The 20,911-nt window shown below is 68.0% G+C and carries 21 protein-coding genes; 17 read left to right on the top strand and 4 right to left on the bottom strand.

Going from position 1 to position 20,911, the window contains the following annotated elements; all coding sequences use genetic code 11:
* Positions 1-165: 165 nt before the first annotated feature.
* The 6 genes from ugpB (at position 166) to AC1RAD_RS05835 (ending at position 7,664) form a co-directional block, all read left to right on the top strand.
* Positions 166-1,476: a sn-glycerol-3-phosphate ABC transporter substrate-binding protein UgpB gene (ugpB, locus tag AC1RAD_RS05860; RefSeq protein ID WP_369644485.1), complete on the top strand. Its 1,311-nt coding sequence runs from the start codon at positions 166-168 to the stop codon at positions 1,474-1,476.
* A gap of 98 nt (positions 1,477-1,574) precedes the next feature.
* Positions 1,575-2,456 (top strand): sn-glycerol-3-phosphate ABC transporter permease UgpA, encoded by an 882-nt coding sequence (gene ugpA, locus AC1RAD_RS05855; protein ID WP_492734165.1) that lies wholly within the window; start codon positions 1,575-1,577, stop codon positions 2,454-2,456.
* A gap of 39 nt (positions 2,457-2,495) precedes the next feature.
* A complete protein-coding gene (gene ugpE, locus AC1RAD_RS05850) occupies positions 2,496-3,347 on the top strand; it encodes a sn-glycerol-3-phosphate ABC transporter permease UgpE (RefSeq protein ID WP_062474482.1) in 852 nt (283 codons plus the stop codon).
* A gap of 3 nt (positions 3,348-3,350) precedes the next feature.
* Positions 3,351-4,358, top strand: coding sequence for a sn-glycerol-3-phosphate ABC transporter ATP-binding protein UgpC (gene ugpC / locus AC1RAD_RS05845; protein WP_062474484.1), 1,008 nt, complete (start codon positions 3,351-3,353; stop codon positions 4,356-4,358).
* A 3-nt stretch (positions 4,359-4,361) separates the two neighbouring features.
* Positions 4,362-5,108, top strand: a complete 747-nt coding sequence (gene ugpQ / locus AC1RAD_RS05840; protein ID WP_492734164.1) for a glycerophosphodiester phosphodiesterase — start codon at positions 4,362-4,364, stop codon at positions 5,106-5,108.
* A gap of 51 nt (positions 5,109-5,159) precedes the next feature.
* Positions 5,160-7,664, top strand: coding sequence for a DUF3772 domain-containing protein (locus tag AC1RAD_RS05835; protein ID WP_492734163.1), 2,505 nt, complete (start codon positions 5,160-5,162; stop codon positions 7,662-7,664).
* Positions 7,665-7,677: 13 nt separating this feature from the next.
* Here AC1RAD_RS05835 and AC1RAD_RS05830 read toward each other — a convergent pair whose 3' ends face one another.
* Entirely contained in the window at positions 7,678-8,148 is a 471-nt protein-coding gene (locus AC1RAD_RS05830; protein WP_056578260.1) for an Lrp/AsnC family transcriptional regulator, read from the bottom strand.
* A 225-nt stretch (positions 8,149-8,373) separates the two neighbouring features.
* On the opposite strand from AC1RAD_RS05830, the gene AC1RAD_RS05825 reads away from it, so the two are divergent.
* The 4 genes from AC1RAD_RS05825 (at position 8,374) to AC1RAD_RS05810 (ending at position 11,640) form a co-directional block, all read left to right on the top strand.
* The gene (locus AC1RAD_RS05825; protein ID WP_174250233.1) at positions 8,374-9,351 is read left to right on the top strand and encodes an ABC transporter substrate-binding protein; all 978 of its coding nucleotides are present in this window, start codon (positions 8,374-8,376) and stop codon (positions 9,349-9,351) included.
* Positions 9,352-9,431: 80 nt separating this feature from the next.
* The gene (locus AC1RAD_RS05820) at positions 9,432-10,328 is read left to right on the top strand and encodes an ABC transporter permease (RefSeq protein WP_062474491.1); all 897 of its coding nucleotides are present in this window, start codon (positions 9,432-9,434) and stop codon (positions 10,326-10,328) included.
* Entirely contained in the window at positions 10,328-11,122 is a 795-nt protein-coding gene (locus AC1RAD_RS05815; protein ID WP_062474493.1) for an ABC transporter ATP-binding protein, read from the top strand. Before AC1RAD_RS05820 ends, AC1RAD_RS05815 begins: the two co-directional genes overlap by 1 nt.
* Positions 11,122-11,640, top strand: coding sequence for a GNAT family N-acetyltransferase (locus AC1RAD_RS05810; RefSeq protein WP_492734162.1), 519 nt, complete (start codon positions 11,122-11,124; stop codon positions 11,638-11,640). Before AC1RAD_RS05815 ends, AC1RAD_RS05810 begins: the two co-directional genes overlap by 1 nt.
* Before the next feature lie 10 nt (positions 11,641-11,650).
* Here the strand turns inward: AC1RAD_RS05810 and AC1RAD_RS05805 are convergent, their stop codons facing one another.
* On the bottom strand, positions 11,651-11,929 hold the full coding sequence (locus AC1RAD_RS05805; protein WP_492734161.1) for a hypothetical protein: 279 nt from the start codon (positions 11,927-11,929) through the stop codon (positions 11,651-11,653).
* Between the two features lie 112 nt (positions 11,930-12,041).
* Between AC1RAD_RS05805 and hemA the strand changes: the two genes are divergently transcribed.
* The 5 genes from hemA (at position 12,042) to paeA (ending at position 17,146) form a co-directional block, all read left to right on the top strand.
* Positions 12,042-13,316, top strand: a complete 1,275-nt coding sequence (hemA, locus tag AC1RAD_RS05800; protein ID WP_492734160.1) for a glutamyl-tRNA reductase — start codon at positions 12,042-12,044, stop codon at positions 13,314-13,316.
* A 110-nt stretch (positions 13,317-13,426) separates the two neighbouring features.
* The gene (gene prfA, locus AC1RAD_RS05795) at positions 13,427-14,515 is read left to right on the top strand and encodes a peptide chain release factor 1 (RefSeq protein ID WP_492734159.1); all 1,089 of its coding nucleotides are present in this window, start codon (positions 13,427-13,429) and stop codon (positions 14,513-14,515) included.
* Positions 14,515-15,372 carry a peptide chain release factor N(5)-glutamine methyltransferase gene (gene prmC / locus AC1RAD_RS05790; RefSeq protein ID WP_492734158.1) on the top strand — a complete coding sequence of 286 codons (858 nt, stop codon included), beginning with the start codon at positions 14,515-14,517 and terminating at the stop codon, positions 15,370-15,372. The genes prfA and prmC overlap by 1 nt, the downstream gene beginning before the upstream one ends.
* Positions 15,373-15,404: 32 nt before the next feature.
* On the top strand, positions 15,405-15,734 hold the full coding sequence (gene grxD / locus AC1RAD_RS05785) for a Grx4 family monothiol glutaredoxin (protein WP_062474501.1): 330 nt from the start codon (positions 15,405-15,407) through the stop codon (positions 15,732-15,734).
* Positions 15,735-15,826: 92 nt separating this feature from the next.
* On the top strand, positions 15,827-17,146 hold the full coding sequence (gene paeA / locus AC1RAD_RS05780) for a polyamine export protein PaeA (protein WP_062474502.1): 1,320 nt from the start codon (positions 15,827-15,829) through the stop codon (positions 17,144-17,146).
* Between the two features lie 10 nt (positions 17,147-17,156).
* On the opposite strand, the gene AC1RAD_RS05775 is transcribed toward paeA, so the two are convergent.
* Both AC1RAD_RS05775 and AC1RAD_RS05770 read right to left on the bottom strand, forming a co-directional pair.
* Positions 17,157-17,813, bottom strand: a complete 657-nt coding sequence (locus AC1RAD_RS05775; protein ID WP_492734157.1) for a lytic transglycosylase domain-containing protein — start codon at positions 17,811-17,813, stop codon at positions 17,157-17,159.
* Complete coding sequence (locus AC1RAD_RS05770) at positions 17,810-19,555, bottom strand: proline--tRNA ligase (RefSeq protein WP_492734156.1); 1,746 nt, start codon at positions 19,553-19,555, stop codon at positions 17,810-17,812. Before AC1RAD_RS05770 ends, AC1RAD_RS05775 begins: the two co-directional genes overlap by 4 nt.
* A 135-nt stretch (positions 19,556-19,690) precedes the next feature.
* Between AC1RAD_RS05770 and AC1RAD_RS05765 the strand changes: the two genes are divergently transcribed.
* A complete protein-coding gene (locus AC1RAD_RS05765) occupies positions 19,691-20,359 on the top strand; it encodes an RNA pyrophosphohydrolase (protein WP_062474507.1) in 669 nt (222 codons plus the stop codon).
* Positions 20,307-20,900, top strand: coding sequence for a CNP1-like family protein (locus tag AC1RAD_RS05760; RefSeq protein ID WP_492734155.1), 594 nt, complete (start codon positions 20,307-20,309; stop codon positions 20,898-20,900). Before AC1RAD_RS05765 ends, AC1RAD_RS05760 begins: the two co-directional genes overlap by 53 nt.
* Positions 20,901-20,911: the final 11 nt, after the last annotated feature.

The following is a 20,911-nucleotide window of genomic DNA, read 5'->3' as shown; positions in this document are numbered from 1 at the left end:
AGCATGGTGCAGCGCAGCATGAGGCCCGCAACCCGCGCCGGGCTTGACGCCAAAGGGGTTTCCCCGATTGGAGGAACCCTTCGGTCCGTGCCCCAATGTGACGCGGCTGTGTCACGCACATGCCCTAGCATTCGCGCTTTCCATTTTTTCCCTTCAGGAGTCTTCATGCGATTCAAGACGCTCGCGTTGGCATCGGCGCTGGCCGCCACGCTGTTCAATGCAGCCCAGGCCCAGACCGAGATCCAGTGGTGGCATTCCATGACCGCCGTCAACAACGAGTGGGTCAACGACCTGGCCAAGCAGTTCAACGAGAGCCAGAAGGAATACAAGATCGTGCCGACCTTCAAGGGCACGTACGACGAATCGATGACGGCCTCCATCGCGGCCTTCCGCTCGGGCAACGCGCCGCACATCCTGCAGGTGTTCGAAGTGGGCACCGCCACCATGATGGCCAGCAAGGGCGCCGTCATTCCGGTCGGCCAGGTCATGAAGGACGCGGGCGAGAAGTTCGACCCGGCCGCCTACATCCCCGCCGTGGCCGGTTACTACACCGCCCCCAACGGCCAGATGCTGAGCTTCCCGTTCAACAGCTCCACCACCATCTTCTATTTCAACAAGGACGCCTTCAAGGCCGCCGGCCTGCCCACCGACAAGGCACCCGCCACCTGGCCCGAAGTGGTGGCCGCCGCCGCCAAGCTCAAGGCCAGCGGCCACAAGTGCCCGTTCACCACGGCCTGGCAGAACTGGACGCAGGTCGAGAGCTTCTCGGCCTGGCACAACGTGGAGTTCGCCAGCAAGGCCAACGGCCTGCAGGGCCTGGACGCGCGCCTGAAGGTGAATTCGCCGCTGCACCAGCGCCACATCGAGAACCTGGCCAGCATGTCCAAGCAGGGCCTGTTCATCTACAAGGGCCGCGGCAACGTGCCTGAAGCCTCGTTCGTGTCGGGCGAGTGCGCCATGATCAACACGTCGTCGGGCTTCTACGGCAACGTGGCCAAGAACGCCAAGTTCGCCTACGGCCTGGCACCCCTGCCCTACTACCCGGACGTGCCGGGCGCACCGCAGAACACCGTGATCGGTGGCGCCAGCCTGTGGGTCATGTCGGGCAAGAAGCCGGCCGAGTACAAGGGCGTGGCCAAGTTCTTCAGCTTCATCTCGACGCCTGAAGTGCAGTCCGCCAGCCACAAGCGCACCGGCTACCTGCCGGTGACCACCGCCTCGTACAAGCTCACCGAGGAATCGGGCTTCTACAAGCAGAACCCCGGCACCGACGTGGCCGTGACGCAGATGATCCGCAAGGTCACCGACAAGAGCCGCGGCATCCGCCTGGGCAACTACGTGCAGATCCGCGCCATCGAGGACGAAGAGCTCGAACAGGTCTGGGGCGGCAAGAAGACCGCCAAGGAAGCCCTCGATTCGATCGTGACCCGCGGCAACGAGCAGCTCGAACGCTTCCAAAAGGCGAACAAAAGCTAACGATTGAAGAACCGGGCTCCGTGTCCGGCTAATATCGCCCGCCCCCGCACGCCCTTCTTCCAGGGTGCGCCGGGCGGGATTTTTTATGTAGGGGCTTCATGGAAAAACGCGTTTTCTTTCGCTCGGGCTGGTTGCCCTGGCTGCTGCTGACACCGCAGATGGCGGTGATCCTCGTGTTTTTCTTCTGGCCGGCCGGCCAGGCGCTGTTGCAGTCGCTGCAGCAGCAGGACGCGTTCGGCACGTCGGTCGAGTTCGTCGGGTTCGACAACTTCCGCCACCTGTTCGACGACCCGGCCTATGCCGAGTCGTTCAAGACCACCGCGCTGTTCTCGGTGCTGGTGGCCGGCATCGGCATCAGCCTGTCGTTGATGCTGGCCGTGTTCGCCGACCGCATCGCGCGCGGCGGCATGTTCTACAAGACCATGCTGATCCTGCCGTACGCCGTGGCGCCCGCCGTGGCGGCCGTGCTGTGGGTCTTCATGTTCTCGCCCTCGCTGGGCGTGGTGGCCTATGCCCTGGGCAAGATCGGCATCAACTGGAACCACCTGCTCGACTCGGGCCACGCCATGACGCTGATCGTGATGGCCTCGGTGTGGAAGCAGATCTCCTACAACTTCCTGTTCTTCCTGGCCGGGCTGCAGTCGATTCCGAAGTCGCTGATCGAGGCCGCGGCCATCGACGGCGCGCGCCCATGGCGCCGCTTCTGGACCGTGCAGTTCCCGCTGCTGTCGCCCACCACCTTCTTCCTCTTGGTGATCAACGTGGTGTATGCCTTCTTCGACACCTTCGCGATCGTCGATGCAGCCACGCAGGGCGGCCCGGGCAAGGACACGACCATCCTGGTCTACAAGGTCTACCACGACGGCTTCAAGGGCCTGGACCTGGGCGGCTCGGCCGCGCAGTCGGTGGTGCTGATGGTGATCGTGGTGGCGCTGACGGTCATCCAGTTCCGCTACGTCGAGAAGAAAGTGCAGTACTGATGAAGCAACAAGAAAAAATCGAATTCGGCGGAGCGCAGCATGGTTGAGAAACGCGGCACGCAGGGCATCCTGGCCCACGTCATCATGATCCTGGGCGTGTTCATCGTCGCCTTCCCGCTCTACCTGGCGTTCGTGGCCTCCACGCACACGGCCCAGGAGATCGTGCAGGCGCCGATGCCCCTGACCCCCGGCTCGAACATCGTCGACAGCTACAAGGGCGCCCTGTTCGGGCGCGAGAGCAGCGCGGGCTCCAACGCCCCGGTGGCGCACATGATGTGGGTGAGCTTCGTGACGGCCATGGTCATCGCCATCGGCAAGATCACCATCTCGCTGCTGTCGGCCTTCGCCATCGTGTACTTCCGCTTCCCGTTCAAGAAGATCTGCTTCTGGGCGATCTTCGTGACGCTGATGCTGCCGGTGGAGGTGCGCATCCTGCCCACCTACAAGGTGCTGTCCGACCTGAACATGCTGAACACCTACGCGGGCCTGACGGTGCCGCTGATCGCGTCGGCCACGGCCACCTTCCTGTTCCGCCAGTTCTTCCTCACGGTGCCCGACGAGCTCACCGAAGCGTCGCGCATGGACGGCGCGAGCCCCATGCGCTTTTTCTTCGACGTGCTGCTGCCGCTGTCCAAGACCTCGATCGCGGCGCTGTTCGTGATCCAGTTCATCTACGGCTGGAACCAGTACCTGTGGCCGCTGCTGGCGACCACGAGCGAAGACATGTACCCCGTGGTGGTCGGCATCAAGCGAATGATTGCCGGCGGCGACGGACAGAACGAATGGAACGTCGTGATGGCCACCGCCATCCTGGCGATGCTGCCGCCCGCGCTGGTGGTGATCCTGATGCAGAAATGGTTCGTCAAGGGCCTTGTAGATACCGAGAAATAAAAAATGGCAGCTCTTTCCCTACGCAACGTCATCAAGCGCTACGGCCACGGGCCGAAAGCCAACCAGGTCATCCACGGCGTGAGCGCCGAGATCGCCGACCACGAATTCATCGTCATCGTCGGCCCTTCGGGCTGCGGCAAGTCGACGCTGCTGCGCATGGTCGCGGGCCTGGAGGAAATCTCCGCCGGCGAAATCTGCATCGGCGGCAAGGTGGTGAACCAGCTCGAACCCTCCGAGCGCGACATCGCCATGGTGTTCCAGAACTACGCGCTGTACCCGCACATGAGCGTGTTCGCGAACATGGCCTACGGCCTGAAGATCGCGAAGGTGCCGACGGCCGAGATCAAGGTGCGCGTCGACAAGGCCGCCAAGATCCTCGAGCTGGGCCACCTGCTCGAGCGCAAGCCGCGCGAACTCTCGGGCGGCCAGCGCCAGCGCGTGGCCATGGGCCGCGCCATCGTGCGCCAGCCGCAGGTGTTCCTGTTCGACGAACCGCTGTCGAACCTGGATGCCAAGCTGCGCGCCCAGACCCGCCTTGAGATCCAGAAGCTGCACCGCGAGCTCGGCATCACCTCGCTGTTCGTCACGCACGACCAGGTCGAGGCCATGACGCTGGCCCAGCGCATCATCGTGATGAACGGCGGCGTGATGGACCAGTTCGCCACGCCCGAAGAGGTGTATTCCAGGCCCGCCACCACCTTCGTGGCGAGCTTCATCGGCTCGCCGCCGATGAACCTGCTCAAGCACGCGCCGGGCGTGCGCCCGGGCCAGATCCTGGGCATCCGCCCCGAGCACATGAAGCTCGACGAAAGCGGCTGGACGGTGCAGGTCGAGCAGGTCGAACTGCTGGGCGCCGAGCGCCTGGTGTACGGCCGCATCGGCGAAGAACAGATCATCATGCGCACCGACGAAGGCGACCACCCGCCAGTGGCCGGCGACACGGTGAAGATCGCCGCGCGCGAAGACAAGCTGCACTGGTTCGACGCCGGCTCCGGCAAGCGCGCCGACTGAGCGATGGCCGAACGCAGCCCCTGGCCCTACCCCCGTTGGGTCGCGCACCGCGGCGCCGGCAAGCTGGCGCCCGAGAACACGCTTGCGGCCTTCCGCTTCGGCGCTTCGCACGGCTACCGCATGTTCGAATGCGACGCCAAGCTCAGCGCCGACGGCGTGGTGTTCCTGATGCACGACGCCACGCTCGATCGCACCACCAACGGCCACGGCATCGGCGGCCAGCAGGCGTGGAGCGCGCTGTCGCAGCTCGACGCCGGCGGCTGGCATTCGCGCGCCTTCGCGGGCGAGCCGCTGCCCACGCTGGAGAACCTGGCGCGCTACTGCCGGGCCAACAACCTGCTGCTGAACATCGAGATCAAGCCCACGCCCGGCACCGAACGCGAGACCGGCGAGGTGGTGGCGCGCGAAGCCGCGCGCCTGTGGCAGGGTGCGGCCGTGCCGCCGCTGCTCACCTCGTTCCAGGTCGATGCGCTGAAGGGCGCGCAGGCCGTGGCGCCCGAACTGCCGCGCGGCCTGCTGCTCGACACGCTCTGGAACGGCTGGCTCGACACCGCGCTGAACCTGGGTTGTCAGGCCATCGTCTGCAACCACGCGCTGTGGGACGCCGCCACCGTGGCGCAGGTGCACGGCGCGGGCCTGCGCTCGCTGAGCTACACGGTGAACGACGACTGGGCCGCGCAGCGCCTCATCGACCTGGGCACCGACGGCATCATCACCGACCGGGTCGACCTGTTCAGCCCCGCGGGCTGAGGCTGCATTTCTTACCCGTTCTTACGTCATGGCGGCTTCTATGATGCGGCCATGAATCGGACCTCTCGCCTGGCGGGCCTGCGCCTTCCCGCCCTCCTGGCTCTGTGGGCCCTGCTGACGTGCGGCGGCGCCTTCGCGCAGCCGGACGCCAGCATGAACGCAGGCAACGGCAACCCCAACAACAGCGCCAACACCGCGGCGGCGGCCGCCCCGCCCCCCACCATCGCCGAACTGCGCGCGCAGTTCGCCCGCATCGCGCCTTCGGGCAAGGGCAACGCCAGTGTCGTTCCGGGCGCCGAAGACGACGCACGCAAGCAGCTCGCGCAGATCAACGAGATCGGCGTGCAGGCCGACAAGTTCGTCGCCGCCCGCGCCAGCGAGCTGGCCGACCTGAACGCGCGCCTCGGCGAACTCGGCAACCCGCCCGCCGCCGGCGCCACCGAAGACCCCAACATCACGCGCCAGCGCGCGCAGCTGACCAAGGAGCGCAACGCGCTCGACGCGGACATCCGCCTGGCCAAGCTGCTGGCGATCGACGTGCGCCAGCGCGGCACCGACGTGGTGTCGCAGCGGCGCCAGCAGTTCGAGGCCGAACTCACCAGCCGCGCCGCCTCGCCGCTCAGCGGCGAATTCTGGGACGACCTGCGCGAGGCCTGGCCCGACGACTTCGAACGGCTGCAGGCGATCGGGGCGGCGCTCGGCGATGGCTTCGATCAGGCGCTGCAGCCCGAAAGCCGCACGCCGGTGATCGCCTCGTTCATCGGCGCGCTGCTGCTCGCCTGGCTCGGCGTCTGGGCCGCCGAGCGCGGGCTGGCGCGCCTGGCCACGCGCGTGCTGCCGGCCGGGCGGCTGCGCCGCTCGCTGCTGGTGATCGCCATCGTCGCCACGCACGTGCTGCTGGTCGCCGTGGCCGCGCACGGCGTCGTCGAAGTGCTCAAGGCCCACGCGATGTGGGACGCGCAGGCGCGCAAGGCGCTGCAATCGGCGGCGCAGACGCTGACCTTCATGGCGTTCATCATCGGCCTGGGACGCGGGCTGCTGGCCACGGGGCGGCCGTCGTGGCGCCTGCCGGCCATTCCCGACCTCACCGCGCAGCGCCTGTCGGCGCTGCCGTGGCTGGTGGCGCTGGTGGCCGCGCTGGCGTGGACGCCGGCCGAGATCAACGCGCTCATCGACGCCAGCTTTGCCGCCGTGGTCACGACGCACGTGGCGACGGCGCTGCTGCTCACCGCGCTGGTGGGCACCGTCGTGTACCGCCTGAAGGCGCTGCGCGCCGACGCGCCCGACGCCGGCCTGCCGGAACGGCCGATGTGGGTCGGGGTGCTGGTGGCGCTGATCGTGGTGCTGGTGATCGCGATCTGGGTGCTGGTGGCCTTCGGCTACGTGGCGCTGGCAAGCTTCCTGGCCTCGCAGCTCACCTGGAGCGGCATCGTCGCGGCGGCCTTTTACGTGCTGTTCAAGTTCGCCGACGACCTGTTCATGGCCGTGGTGTCCTCGCGCAGCGCCTCCGGCCAGCGGCTGCAGAAGAGCTTCGGCTTGGCGCCGCAGACGCTCGACCAGGCGGCCACGGTGCTCTCGGGCCTGAGCCGCGTGGCGCTGTTCTTCTACATGCTGGTGGCGCTGGCCGCGCCGCTGGGCACGGGCCCGGGCGAGGTGTTCCAGCGCGGCGGCAAGCTCGGCACCGGCGTGAAGGTGGGCGAATTCCAGCTGGTGCCGGGCGCGATCCTCAGCGCCGTGGCGGTGGCGGTGATCGGCTTCATCGTGCTGCGGGTGTTCAAGCGCTGGCTCTCGCGCAGCTACCTGCCGAGCACGCAGTTCGAGCCCGGCATGCAGAGTTCGATCACCACGCTGCTGGGCTACGTGGGCGGCATCCTGGTGGTGGCGTTCTCGCTGTCGGCGCTGGGCATCGGCATCGAGCGCATCGCGTGGGTGGCGAGCGCGCTGTCGGTGGGCATCGGCTTCGGCCTGCAGGCCATCGTGCAGAACTTCATCTCGGGGCTGATCCTGCTGGCTGAGCAGCCGGTGAAGGTGGGCGACTGGGTGGTGCTGGGCACCACCGAGGGCGACGTGCGGCGCATCAACGTGCGCGCCACCGAGATCCAGCTGGGCGACCGCTCGACGCTGATCGTGCCGAACTCGGAGTTCATCACCAAGACCGTGCGCAACATGACGCTGGCCAACGCCGAGGGCCGCGTGCTGATCCGCCTGCCGATGCCTCTGACCACCGACGCGCAGCGCGTGCGCGAGCTGATCCTCGAGGCCTGCCGCGCGCACGAGGGCGTGCTGGAAACACCGGCGCCCTCGCTCACGCTCGAAGGCATCGAGAACGGGCTGCTGATCTTCCAGGCCATCGCTTACGTGCCGAGCCCTCGGCTGGCGGGCGGCGTGCGCAGCGACCTGCTGTTCACGATCCTCGATGCGCTCAAGCAGGCCGACCTGCCGCTGGCCACGCCCACGACGCTGGTGATGGCGGCGCCCGCGCCGGTGCTGCCTGCAGAACCTTCGCCGGCGCCCGCCACGCCGGCCTCTCCTTTGCCGGGCACCACCAGCACCTGACGCCGTTGTCGCTCTATTCGAGCGGCAGCGCCCCCGTGCACTTGATCTCGTTCAGGCACACGCTGGAGCGCACCGCCGACACGCCCGGCATGTGCATCAGCGTGTGCATCAGGAACTGGGACAGCGCCTCCAGGTCGCGCGCGACCACCTTGAGCACGTAGTCGAAGTCGCCCGTCACCGAGTAGCACTCCAGGATCTGGCGCATGTCGGCGATCAGGTCCTGGAACTTGGGCAGCTCGTCGACGTGGCCGCGCGCCATCGTGACGTGGATGAAGGCGATCACCCCCAGCCCGATGTGGCGCGCGTTGAGCCGCGCGGCGTAGCCGCTGATCAGCCCCAATTCCTCGAGCCGCCGGTGGCGCCGAAGGCACTGCGCGGGCGACAGCTGGGCCACCTCGGCCAGGTCCAGGTTGGACGCGCGGCCGTGCGCCTGGAGGTGGTCCAAAATCCGCCGATCGGTCCGGTCGAGTTCGATGATCTGCAATTTCGTCTCCCCATACGCATCAATGATGCAATTATGTTTCCTAAAGCGGGGAAAGCCCGAGGCATTCATGCACCTTAATTGTGCAAAGTACGATCTAGACTTCGACGCGCCCGGACGGCGTTGCGCCACGCCGGGCCGCTGAATTGCGCGCCCTGGTGCTTTGCCGGTGCCTTGCCGGCGGCTTCGAACGCACCCACACCCCTTTCCCCACCCGGAGACCCTTACGTGAAAAACGCTTTGCTTCGCACCCCCTTCAGCGCCGTGGCCCTGGCCCTCGGCGTGCTCGCCGCCGCACCGGCCCTGGCCGCCGACAAGTCGGTCGCCGTGACCGCCATCGTCGAGCACCCGGCGCTGGACGCCGTGCGCGACGGCGTGAAGGAAGAGCTGAAGGCCGCCGGCTACGAAGCGGGCAAGAACCTCAAGTTCACCTACCAGAGCGCCCAGGGCAACGTGGGCACCGCCGCCCAGATCGCCCGCAAGTACGTGGGCGATGCGCCCGACGTGATCGTCGCCATCGCCACGCCGTCGGCGCAGGCGACCGTGGCCGCCACCAAGACCATTCCCGTCGTGTACTCGGCCATCACCGACCCGGTGGCCGCCAAGCTGGTGAAGAACTGGGAGCCCTCGGGCACCAACGTGACCGGCGTGTCCGACCTGTCGCCGCTCGAAAAGCACATCGACCTGATCAAGAAGGTCGTGCCGAACGCCAAGCGCGTCGGCGTGATCTACAGCCCCGGCGAAGCCAACTCGGTGGCCATCGTCGAGTCGCTCAAGAAGGCCGCCTCGGCCGCCGGCATGACGGTGGTCGAAGCCGCCGCCGCGCGCACGGTCGACGTGCCCACCGCCGCCCAGAGCCTGGTCGGCAAGGCCGACGTGATCTACACGCCCACCGACAACAACGTGGTCTCGGCCTTCGAAGGCATCGTGAAGGTGGCCCAGCAGGCCAAGCTGCCCGTGGTGGCCGCCGACACCGCCACCGTCGAGCGCGGCGCCGTGGCCGCGCTGGGCCTGAACTACACCGACATCGGCCGCCAGACCGGCAAGATCGTGGTGCGCATCCTCAAGGGCGAAAAGCCCGGCACCATCGCCTCGCAGACCAGCACCAACTTCGAACTGGTGGTGAACCCCGGCGCGGCCAAGCTGCAGGGCGTGACCCTGTCGGACGCGCTGCTGAAGTCGGCGAAGGTCGTCAGCACCAAGTAAACGCCGCCCCGGCGGGCCTTCTGCTCCCGGCGCAGGCCGGGCGCCGGGGCCCGCCGACTGCGCTCCCGCCGGAAGCCCCCATGTCCCTCATTGCTTCGCTGGGCGCCATCGAGATCGGTCTGATTTTCGGACTGGTCGCGCTGGGCGTCTTCATGTCGTTTCGCATCATCAACTTTCCCGACCTCACGGTGGACGGCAGCTTTCCGCTGGGCGCCGCCGTGGCCGCGACGCTGATCGTCGCGGGCTGGAACCCCGCCGCCGCCACGGCCGTGGCCTGCGTGGCCGGTGCCGCCTCGGGCTGGCTCACGGCCTGGCTCAACGTCAAGCTGAAGATCATGCAGCTGCTCGCGAGCATCCTGGTGATGATCGCGCTGTATTCCATCAACCTGCGCGTGATGGGCAAGCCCAACGTGGCGCTCATCACCGAACCCACCGTGTTCAGCATGGTCAGCTTCGGCGGCATGCCCGAGCAGTGGGCCAAGCCGCTCTTGCTGCTGATCATCGTGATCGCCGCGAAGATCGTCGTCGACCTGTTCTTTGCCTCCGAAGCCGGCCTGGCGATGCGCGCCACCGGCGGCAACGCGCGCATGGCGCGGGCCCAGGGCATCTCGACCGACTTCCAGACCATGGCGGGCCTGGCGCTCTCCAATGCGCTGGTGGCGCTGGCCGGTGCGCTGTTCGCGCAGAGCCAGGGCACGGCCGACATCTCGATGGGCGTGGGCACGATCGTGATCGGCCTGGCCGCCGTGATCATCGGCGAGACCCTGCTGCCCGCGCGCAGCATGGTCATCACCACGCTGGCCTGCGTGCTGGGCGCGCTGCTGTACCGCTTCTTCATCGCGATGGCGCTGAACACCGACTTCATGGGCCTGCAGGCGCAGGACCTGAACCTGGTCACCGCCGTGCTGGTGGCGTTCGCGCTGCTGGTGCCCGCCTACAAGCGCAAGCTGGGCGGACTCTTCAAGGGGAAGAACTGATGCTGCGCGCCCAACAACTCGAAATCACCTTCAACCCGGGCACGCCGATCGAGAACCGCGTGCTGCGCGGCCTGAGCCTGGACATTCCCACCGGCCAGTTCGTCACCGTGATCGGCTCGAACGGCGCGGGCAAGTCGACCTTTCTCAACGCAATCAGCGGCGACCTGATGGTCGACAAGGGCCGCATCGACATCGACGGCAAGGACGTGACGCGCCTGAACGCCTGGCAGCGCTCGGGCATGGTGGCCCGCGTGTTCCAGGACCCGATGGCCGGCACCTGCGAGGCGCTGACCATCGAGGAAAACATGGCGCTGGCGTGGAAGCGCGGCGAGCGCAGGGGCTTCGGCTTCTCGCTCAACCGCAACCTGCGCGAACTGTTCCGCGAGAAGCTGTCGATCCTGAAGCTGGGCCTGGAAAACCGTCTGGCCGACCGCATCGGCCTGCTCTCGGGCGGCCAGCGCCAGGCCGTGAGCCTGCTGATGGCCTCGCTGCGGCCCTCGCGCATCCTACTGCTCGATGAGCACACGGCCGCGCTCGACCCGAAGACCGCGGCCTTCGTGCTGGAGCTCACCGCCAAGATCGTCGAAGGCAGCCAGCTCACCGCGATGATGGTCACGCACAGCATGCGCCAGGCGCTGGACTACGGCACGCGCACCGTGATGCTGCACGAGGGCCAGGTGATCCTCGACGTGGCCGGCGACCAGCGCGCGGGCCTGGACGTGCCCGACCTGCTGCGCATGTTCGAGCAGACGCGCGGCGAGAAGCTGGACGACGACAAGCTGCTGCTGGCCTGATGGACGCGGCGGCTCCCCTTCTGCTCGTGCGCGACATGCGCGCGGACGACCTCGACGCGGTGCTGGCGATCCAGCTCGCCTGCTACGGCGCGGGGTTCGTGGAGGACGGCGTGCTCATCGCGCGGCGGTTGGCGGCCTCGCCGCACACCGGCTGGGTGGCCGAGCACGGCGGCGCCGTGCGGGCCTACCTGGCGGCCTACCCCTCGCAGCGCGGCAAGCTCACGCCGCTGCACGGCGACTTCGAGGTCGCGCCCGACGCCGACGCGCTGTACCTGCACGACCTGGCGGTGCATCCCGAGGCCTCGGGGCTGGGCCTGGGCCCGCGCCTCGTGCGCCACGCCTGGGCCCACGCGTTGCGCGCGGGCTGGCGGCATTCGACACTGGTGTCGGTGCAGGCTTCGGTCGGGTTCTGGGAGCGCCAGGGCTATGCGGCCACGGTGCCGGCCGACGACCTGCAACAGGCCCGGCTGGCGACCTACCCCGGGGACTCGGTCTACATGGCCCGCCGGCTGGACTGAGCAGTCCGGCTCAGCGGCCCCAGCCGCGCATCGCGAGCCACTGCACGGTGCCGCAGACCACCGCCAGCGCGGCATAAGTGGCCATCGAACCGTCGCGGCCCGTGAGGATCAGCCCGGCCAGCGAGGTCAGCAGGCCAGCCCCGAAGGTGATCGCCCATTGCTTCCACCAGCGCGGAATGCCGGTGCGCGGGCCGCCGAGGAAGCGCCCGACCGCCACGAGCACCAGGGCGATGAAAGCCGCCGGTGCCGCAAAATTAAGCAGGTGATTGAAGAGATCCAGCAGGTCCATGAGGGGGCCACGAGTGGGCGCGAGGCCATGTGGCGAAGCGTATGGCTGTCATAGGGAAAGCCATTTGCCCCTCGGCAAACCTCGCCCGGCTGCTGATTTTATAATCATGGACATGTCAGTCTGGGCTCTCGGCTTGAACCACACGACCGCGCCGCTCGATCTGCGCGGTCGTTTCGCGTTCGCGCTCGACCAGATCGCCCCGACGCTGCACAGCCTGCGCAGCTCTTTCGCCGGCAACAGCAGCCACCCGCAGGTCGAGGCCGCGATCATCTCGACCTGCAACCGCACCGAGATCTACTGCGCCTCCGAGCACATCGCGCTCGACCACACCTTCGGCTGGCTGGCCCAGAGCGGCGGCGTGGCCCCTGCCCTGCTGCGCTCGCACGCCTACACGCTGCACGACGACGAAGCCGCGCGCCATGCCTTCCGCGTGGCCAGCGGGCTCGACTCCATGGTGCTGGGCGAAGCCCAGATCCTCGGCCAGATGAAAGACGCCGTGCGCGCGGCCGAAACCGCCGGCGCACTCGGCAGCACGCTCAACCAGCTGTTCCAGCGCTCGTTCGCGGTCGCCAAGGAAGTGCGCACCGCGACCGAGATCGGCGCGCATTCGATCAGCATGGCCGCCGCCGCCGTGCGCCTGGCCGGCCAGCTGTTCGAAGACCTGCGCAAGACCCGCGTGCTGTTCGTCGGCGCGGGCGAAATGATCGACCTCGCGGCCACGCACTTCGCGGCCAAGGAACCCAAGGCCATCGCCATCGCCAACCGCACGCTGGAACGCGGCGAAAAGCTCGCCTCGCGCTTCGGCGGCGAAGCCATGCGGCTGGCCGACCTGCCGGCGCGGCTGGCCGAATTCGACATCGTCATCAGCTGCACCGCGAGCACGCTGCCGATCATCGGCCTGGGCGCCGTGGAGCGCGCGCTCAAGGCGCGCAAGCACCGCCCGATGTTCATGGTCGACCTGGCCGTACCGCGCGACATCGAGCCCGAAGTGAAGGCGCTTGAGGACATCTACCTGTACACCGTGGACGACCTCGCCCAGGTGGTGCAGCAGGGCCAAGCCAACCGCCAGGCCGCCGTGGCGCAGGCCGAGGTCATCATCGACGCCGGCGTGCAGAGCTTCATGCACTGGCTGGGCCAGCGCGGCACCGTGCCGCTGATCCAGCAGCTCAACGCGCAGGCCGACGAATGGCGCGCCACCGAAATGGCCCGCGCGCGCAAGCTGCTGGCCAAGGGCGAATCGGTCGAGGCCGTGCTCGAAGCCATGTCTCGCGGCCTCACGCAGAAGATGATGCATGGCGCCATGGCCGAGCTGCACGCGGGCGATGCCGCCTCGCGCGAACAGACGGCGCAGACGCTGTCGCGCCTGTTCCTGCGCAAAGAGCGTTAGCGACGACGCGCGTCGATGGCCCCGCCCGCCGCGCGGGCCGCGGTCTTCGTTCATGCGCCCTGCCGCTGCACTGCGGCGTTCCCCTCCCCATTTTTCGAGCCCCTTCCGTCGTGAAATCCTTTCTGCGCCACCAACTCGAACGCTACGCCCAACGCCTGGGCGAGCTCGACTTCCTGCTCTCGCGCGAAGACATCATGAGCGACATGGCGCAGTACCGCACCATCTCGCGCGAGCATGCCGAGGTCACGCAGATCGCCGGCCGCTACGAGCGCTTCAAGCAGCGCGAGGCCGACATCGCGGGCGCGAAGGAAATGCTCGACGACCCCGACATGGCCGAGATGGCCAGGGAAGAAATCGCCGGCGCCGAGGCCGAGTTGGTGCAGCTCGAAGACGAGCTGCAGCGCCTGCTGCTGCCCAAAGACCCCGACGATGCGCGCAACGCCTTCATGGAAATCCGCGCCGGCACGGGCGGCGACGAATCGGCGCTGTTCGCGGGCGACCTGCTGCGCATGTACACGCGCTACTGCGAGCGCACCGGCTGGCGCTGCGAGGTGGTGAGCGAAAGCGAGAGCGAGCTCGGCGGCTACAAGGAAGTGGTGATCCGCATCGTGGGCGACGACGTGTTCGGCCACCTGCGCTTCGAGTCGGGCGGCCACCGCGTGCAGCGCGTGCCGGCCACCGAGACGCAGGGCCGCATCCACACCAGCGCGTGCACGGTCGCCGTGCTGGCCGAGCCCGACGAGACCGTGGCGGTGCAGATCAACCCGGCCGACCTGCGCATCGACACCTACCGCGCCAGCGGCGCCGGCGGCCAGCACATCAACAAGACCGACTCGGCCGTGCGCATCACGCACATCCCGACCGGCATCGTGGCCGAGTGCCAGGACGACCGCAGCCAGCACCGCAACAAGGCGAAGGCGCTGCAGGTGCTGTCGGCGCGCATCCAGGAAAAGGAGCGCAGCGAGCGCGCCGCCAAGGACGCCGCCATGCGCAAGGGCCTGATCGGCAGCGGCGACCGCTCGGACCGCATCCGCACCTACAACTTCCCGCAGGGCCGGCTCACCGACCACCGCATCAACCTCACGCTCTACAAGCTGCTCGCCATCATGGAAGGCGACCTGGGCGACGTGCTCGAGGCGCTGCGTGCCGCACGCGAGGCCGAGCAGCTGGCCGAGCTGGAATCGAGCCTGCCCGCGTGATGACCGACGCCGCCGCACCGTCCACCGTGGCGCAGGCACTGGCCGCGGCCATGGCCCTGGGCATCGATCGCCTGGACGCCCAGCTGCTGCTGCTGCACGCGCTGGGCCGCCCCGTGAACGACCGCGCCTGGCTGCTCGCGCACGACACCGATTCGTTTCCCGGCGAGGCCTGGCCCGCGTTCGCGCGCCAGCTGTCGCGCCGCACGGCGGGCGAGCCTGTCGCCTACCTGCTGGGCGAGAAGGAATTCCACGGCCTGCAGCTGCAGGTCGACGCCCGCGTGCTGGTGCCGCGCCCCGACACCGAGACGCTGGTCGAGTGGGCCCTGGCCTGCCTTGCATCTCCGGACAGCCGCCCGGCCCCGCGCGTGCTCGACCTCGGCACGGGCAGCGGCGCGATCGCGCTGGCGCTGCAGCATGCACGCCCCGATGCGCAGGTCGACGCGGTCGACGCCAGCGCCGACGCGCTCGCGGTGGCCCGAGCCAACGCGCAGCGCCTGGGCCTGCCGGTGCGCTTCACCGAATCGAGCTGGCTCGACGGCGCCGCCGACGGCTACGCGGTCATCGCCAGCAACCCGCCGTACATCGCCGCCGGCGATCCGCACCTGCCCGCGCTGCGCCACGAGCCGACCCGCGCGCTGGTCGCCGGCGCCGACGGCCTGGACGACATCCGCCAGATCGTGCGCGACGCTCCCGCCCACCTGGCCGACGGCGGCTGGCTGCTGCTGGAGCACGGCCACGACCAGGCCGAGGCGGTGCGCCAGCTGCTGGCCGAACGCGGCTTTGCCGAGGTGCAAAGCCGTGACGACCTCGCCGGCATCGCGCGCTGCTCCGGCGGCATCTGGCGCACGGTGAAATAATCCCCCCAGCCCACTTTTCTTCAGGAGTCCCCATGTCCGACGCTCAACAACGCATCGACGACCTCGTCAAGTCCAACGAACTCGTGCTCTTCATGAAGGGCAACGCCAGCTTCCCGATGTGCGGTTTCTCGGGCCGCGCCATCCAGATCCTCAAGGCCGTGGGCGTCGACACCAAGACGCTCAAGACCGTCAACGTGCTCGAAGACGACGGCATCCGCCAGGGCATCAAGGAATACAGCAACTGGCCCACCATCCCCCAGCTCTACGTGAAGGGCGAATTCGTGGGCGGCTCGGACATCATGATGGAGATGTACGAGTCGGGCGAGCTGCAGCAGGTGATCGGCGGCGGCGCGTCCGCCTGAGTCTTCCGCTCCCCGTTTGACGGGCGCCGCGCCCCGCGCGCGCCCGGACCCGGTGCCAGTCATGGCACCATGGCGGTCTACGACGTGCCGCCATGACCCTCACCCAAAGCCTGCTCATCATCGCGCTGCTGATCGCGATGAGCGCCTTCTTCTCCCTCGCCGAAATCTGCCTGGCCGCCTCGCGCCGCCTGCGTCTGCGCCAGATGGCCGACGAGGGCGACCCGCGCGCGGAAAAGGTGCTGCGCGTGCAGGAGCAGCCGGGCCACTACTTCACCGTGGTGCAGATCGGCCTGAACGCCGTGGCGATCCTCGGCGGCGTGGTGGGCGAAGGCTCGCTGAGCCCGTATTTCGCCCGCTTCTTCGAGAACTGGCTGAGCGTGGAGGTGGCGGCCAACATCGCCTTCCTGTGCTCGTTCGTGATCGTGATCGCGGTGTTCCTGGTGTTCGCCGACCTGTTCCCCAAGCGCCTGGGCATGAGCGCACCCGAGCGGCTCGCGGTGCGCATCGTCGGGCCGATGCTGCTGCTGATCACCGCCTTCAAGCCGCTGGTGTGGTTCTTCACGCGCGCGACCGACCTCTTGTTCAAGGTGCTGGGCATGCCGATGGCGCGCGACGACAAGATCACCTCGGCCGACATCCTGGCCATGACCGAGGCCGGCGCGCAGGCCGGCGTGCTGGCGGCGCGCGAGCAGCAGGTGATCGCCAACGTGTTCGAGCTGGACACGCGCCTCGTCAGCAGCGTGATGACCGCGCGCGAAAGCATCGCCTGGTTCCTGCACGATGACCCCGAGTCGGTGCTGCGCGCGCGCATCGTGGCCGAGCCCTATTCCGCCTACCCGGTGTGCGACGGCGACATCGACCACGTGCTGGGCTACGTGGATGCCAAGGACATGTTCCAGCGCGTGCTCAGCGGCCAGCCGCTGGCCTTCGACCAGGGCCTGACGCTGCACAAGGCCCTGGTGATTCCCGACCGCCTCTCGCTCACCGAGGTGCTCGAGCAGTTCCAGCAGGCGCACGAAGACTTCGCGATCATCGTCAACGAGTACAGCCTGGTGGTGGGCGTGATCACGCTCAACGACGTGATGAGCACGGTGATGGGCGACCTGGTGTCGACCTCGACGCCCGAAGAAGAGCAGATCGTGAAGCGCGACGAGAACTCGTGGCTGATCGACGGCATCACGCCCATCCAGGACGTTCAGCGCGCCCTGCACATCGACGAGCTGCCGCATGCCGAGGAGTACGAAACGCTGGCGGGCTTCCTGATGGTGATGCTGCGCCGCGTGCCCAAGCGCACGGACAGCGTGACCTGGGGCGGCTACACCTTCGAGGTGATGGACGTCGACAGCTACCGCATCGACCAGGTGATGGTCACCAAGGGCTCGGCGACCGCCAAGGCGGTGGTCGCCGACTGAGCGACGACCTTCAGGCCGCCGAGCGGTCCCTGTCGACGTACGCCCAGAGCCGCTGGTTCGCGAACACCGCGTTCGGGTACGGCGCGCGGCCCCGGCTGCCGTTGTAGCGGCCCAGCGTCATGAACAGGTCGCCCTTCTCGCGGTCGAGGTAGTGGCGCAAGATCACGCAGCCGAAACGCAGGTTGGTCTGCATGTGGAACAGCTTGGCCGAATCGCTGTCGCCGATCACGCGGGTCCAGAACGGCATCACCTGCATGTAGCCGCGCGCGCCCGCACTGGAAACCGCGAACTTGCGGAAGTTGCTCTCGACCTGGATCAGGCCCAGCACCAGGCTCACGTCAAGCCCCGAGCGCTTGGCCTCGTACCAGACGGTTTGCAGGAACTCGATGCGCGTGGCCGGGTCGGCGACCTTCTTGCGCAGGCGCTCGCTCATCTCGCCGAGCCACCGCAGGTACGCGAGGCGGGCCTCGGTGTCGGCGAACTGCGGCACCGGCGGCGCCTTGTTGTGGATGGCCGAGCTCAGCGCGGTGCGCACCGAGTCGATCAGCGGCTCTTCGATCTGCGCACCGGCCCAGGCCGTTTGCGGCAGCGACAGAGCAGTGAGGGCACCGGCGACGGCGCTGCCCAGCAGGCAGCTGCGTCGCGAAAGGCCCCCCGCCACGCTCATGCCGCGAGCTTGCCGGCGATGAAGTCGGCGACGCCGGCCGCGGGCACCTTGGTGGCGGCGGTGTCGCGCCGGCCCTGGTACTCGAGCTGGCCTTCCTTGAGACCACGGTCGGAGATGACCACGCGGTGCGGCACGCCGATCAGTTCCCAGTCGGCGAACATCGCGCCGGGGCGCTCGCCGCGGTCGTCGAGCAGCACGTCGACGCCCTTGGCCAGCAGTTCTTCGTAGAGCGCTTCGGCCGCGACCTTGACCTCGGGGCTGCGGTCCATGCCGATCGGGCAGACCACGACCGTGAACGGTGCCAGCGCGTCGGGCCAGATGATGCCGCGCTCGTCGTGGTTCTGTTCGATGGCGGCGGCCGGCAGGCGCGTGATGCCGATGCCGTAGCAGCCCATCTCGAGGAACTGCGGCTTGCCGCCTTCGTCGAGGTAGGTGGCGTTCATGTCCTTGCTGTACTTGGTGCCGAGCACGAAGACGTGGCCCACCTCGATGCCGCGCTCGATGGCCAGCACGCCCTTGCCGTCGGGCGAGGCATCGCCGGCGACCACGTTGCGCAGGTCGGCGACCAGGTCGGGCTCGGGCAGGTCGCGGCCCCAGTTGACGCCGGTCATGTGGAAGTCGATCTCGTTGGCGCCGGTGATCCAGTCGGCCAGCACGGCGGCCTCGCGGTCGGCCACGAGCTTGACGGGCTTCTTGAGGTTCAGCGGGCCGAGGTAGCCCGGCTTGCAGCCGAAGTGCTCGTCGATCTCGGCGGTGGTGGCAAAGCGGAAGCCCTTGTCCAGGCCAGGCAGCTTGCTTACCTTGATCTCGTTCATGTCGTGGTCGCCGCGCAGCAGCAGCAGCCAGATCTGCGCGCCCTTGACGTTGCCGGCGTCGTCGAGGATGTCGGTGGCCAGCACCAGCGACTTGACCGTGGTGGCCAGCGGCACGCCGAGCAGTTCGGCCACGTCGGCGCAGGTGCTCTTGCCGGGCGTGGGCGTCTTCTCGAGCGCGTTGGCGGCGGCAGGACGCGGGCCCGCCGGGGCCAGGGCCTCGGCCTTTTCCATGTTGGCGGCGTAATTGCTGTCGGGGCAGTAGACGATGGCGTCTTCGCCGGTGGCGGCGATCACCTGGAACTCTTCGCTCAGGTCGCCGCCGATGGCGCCGCTGTCGGCCGCCACGGCGCGGTAGCGCAGGCCGAAGCGGTCGAAGATGTTGCGGTAGGCCTGGGCCATCACCTGGTAGCTGGCCTTGGCCGCGTCGAGGTCGCGGTCGAAGCTGTAGGCGTCCTTCATGATGAACTCGCGCCCGCGCATCAGGCCGAAGCGCGGACGGCGCTCGTCGCGGAACTTGGTCTGGATCTGGTAGAAATTCTTCGGCAGCTGCTTGTAGCTGCGGATTTCCTGGCGCGCGATGTCGGTCACCACCTCTTCGCTGGTCGGCTGGATCACGAAGTCGCGGTCGTGGCGATCCTTGATGCGCAAGAGCTCGGGGCCCATCTTCTCGAAGCGCCCGGTCTCCTGCCAGAACTCGGCCGGCTGCACCACGGGCATCGTGAGCTCGACGGCGCCGGCGCGGTTCATTTCCTCGCGCACGATGGCCTCGACCTTGCGGATCACGCGCAGGCCCATGGGCATGTACGTGTAGATGCCCGTGCCGAGCTTCTTGATCATGCCGGCCCGCATCATGAGGCGGTGGCTCGCGACCTCGGCGTCAGCGGGCGCTTCCTTCAGGGTGGAGACAAAGAATCGGGAAGCTTTCATCGGGATCGCGCAGGTGGGTTCGAAGTGAGGAGGGAGACAGGCACCCCGGAGAGACCCTGAGAGCCCGGAACCGGTCGCTTGCCGAGTGCAACCCGGCATGCATAATCGACTCAGTTCAAAAATTGGGGTTTGATTATGCTCGACCGGGACGGCTTCAGGCCCAACGTCGGCATCATCCTGCTCAACCAGAGAAACCAGGTTTTCTGGGGCAAGCGCATACGCACGCATTCCTGGCAGTTTCCGCAAGGCGGCATCGACCGTGGCGAAAGTCCCGAGCAAGCCATGTTCCGGGAACTGCACGAGGAAGTCGGGCTCCACCCGGAGCATGTGCGCATCGTGGCCCGTACCCGCGACTGGTTGCGCTACGAGGTGCCGGATCGGTTCATCCGCCGTGACGCACGGGGCCACTACAAAGGCCAGAAGCAGATCTGGTATCTGCTGCAACTTGTCGGCCACGACTGGGATCTCAACCTGCGTGCCACCGACCATCCCGAATTCGACGCCTGGCGCTGGCATGACTACTGGGTCCCGCTCGACGTGGTCGTCGAGTTCAAGCGCGGCGTCTACGAGATGGCGCTTACCGAGCTTGCTCGCTACCTGCCCCGGCAGGATTTCCGCAACCGCTTCCTGCGCAGCAACGTGCGCGCCCGAGAATTCGAGCGCCACACGCTGGACCATGGAGCACCTGCGGGCCTCGACCTGCCGCCCGGCGGCAGCTTCGACCCGCATCCCGACATTCCTTCTGCGAGCGATGAACCTCCTCCCAAGAACAGCGCGCCTTCTTCTTTCCCGACGCCACGCTGAGCGTGCGCTCGTCATCGCCTGCGTCAGCCTGCTGGCCGCCTGCGCCTCCCGCGGCTACGACACCGACAACCCCGACTGGGCCCAGGCCGGCATGCCGCCGGCGCCCAAGAGCACCGAGCAGGACAAGGAGTGGGAAGAAACCGCGGTGCCGCCGCCGCCCGCCTTCAGCGAAAGCCGTCTGCTGCCGATCGCGATGCCGCCCTACATGACGCTGAAGTTCGGCGTCGACCCGAACACCATCGCCATCACGAAGGACGGCATCGTGCGCTACGTGGTGGTGGCACAGAACCGGGCCGGTGGCGCCGTCAATGCGTTCTACGAAGGCGTGCGCTGCTCGACAGCCGAGATGAAGAGCTATGCCCGCTACAACAACGGCGCCTGGCAGGAAACGAAGTCGCCCGAGTGGAAGCGCGTGAAGGACATGAACTCCAGCTACGTGCCGGCGCTGGCGTCGCAGGGCCTGTGCCGCGGCAACGCACCGCGCAGCTCGGTCAACGAGATGGTGCAGAACATCCGCAACCCGCTGCGCGAACTGCCCTGATGCGACGGCGG

It is taken from the genome of Variovorax sp. GW823-FHT04B03, assembly GCF_058796495.1.
This window is presented reverse-complemented; position numbering and strand designations above follow the sequence as displayed.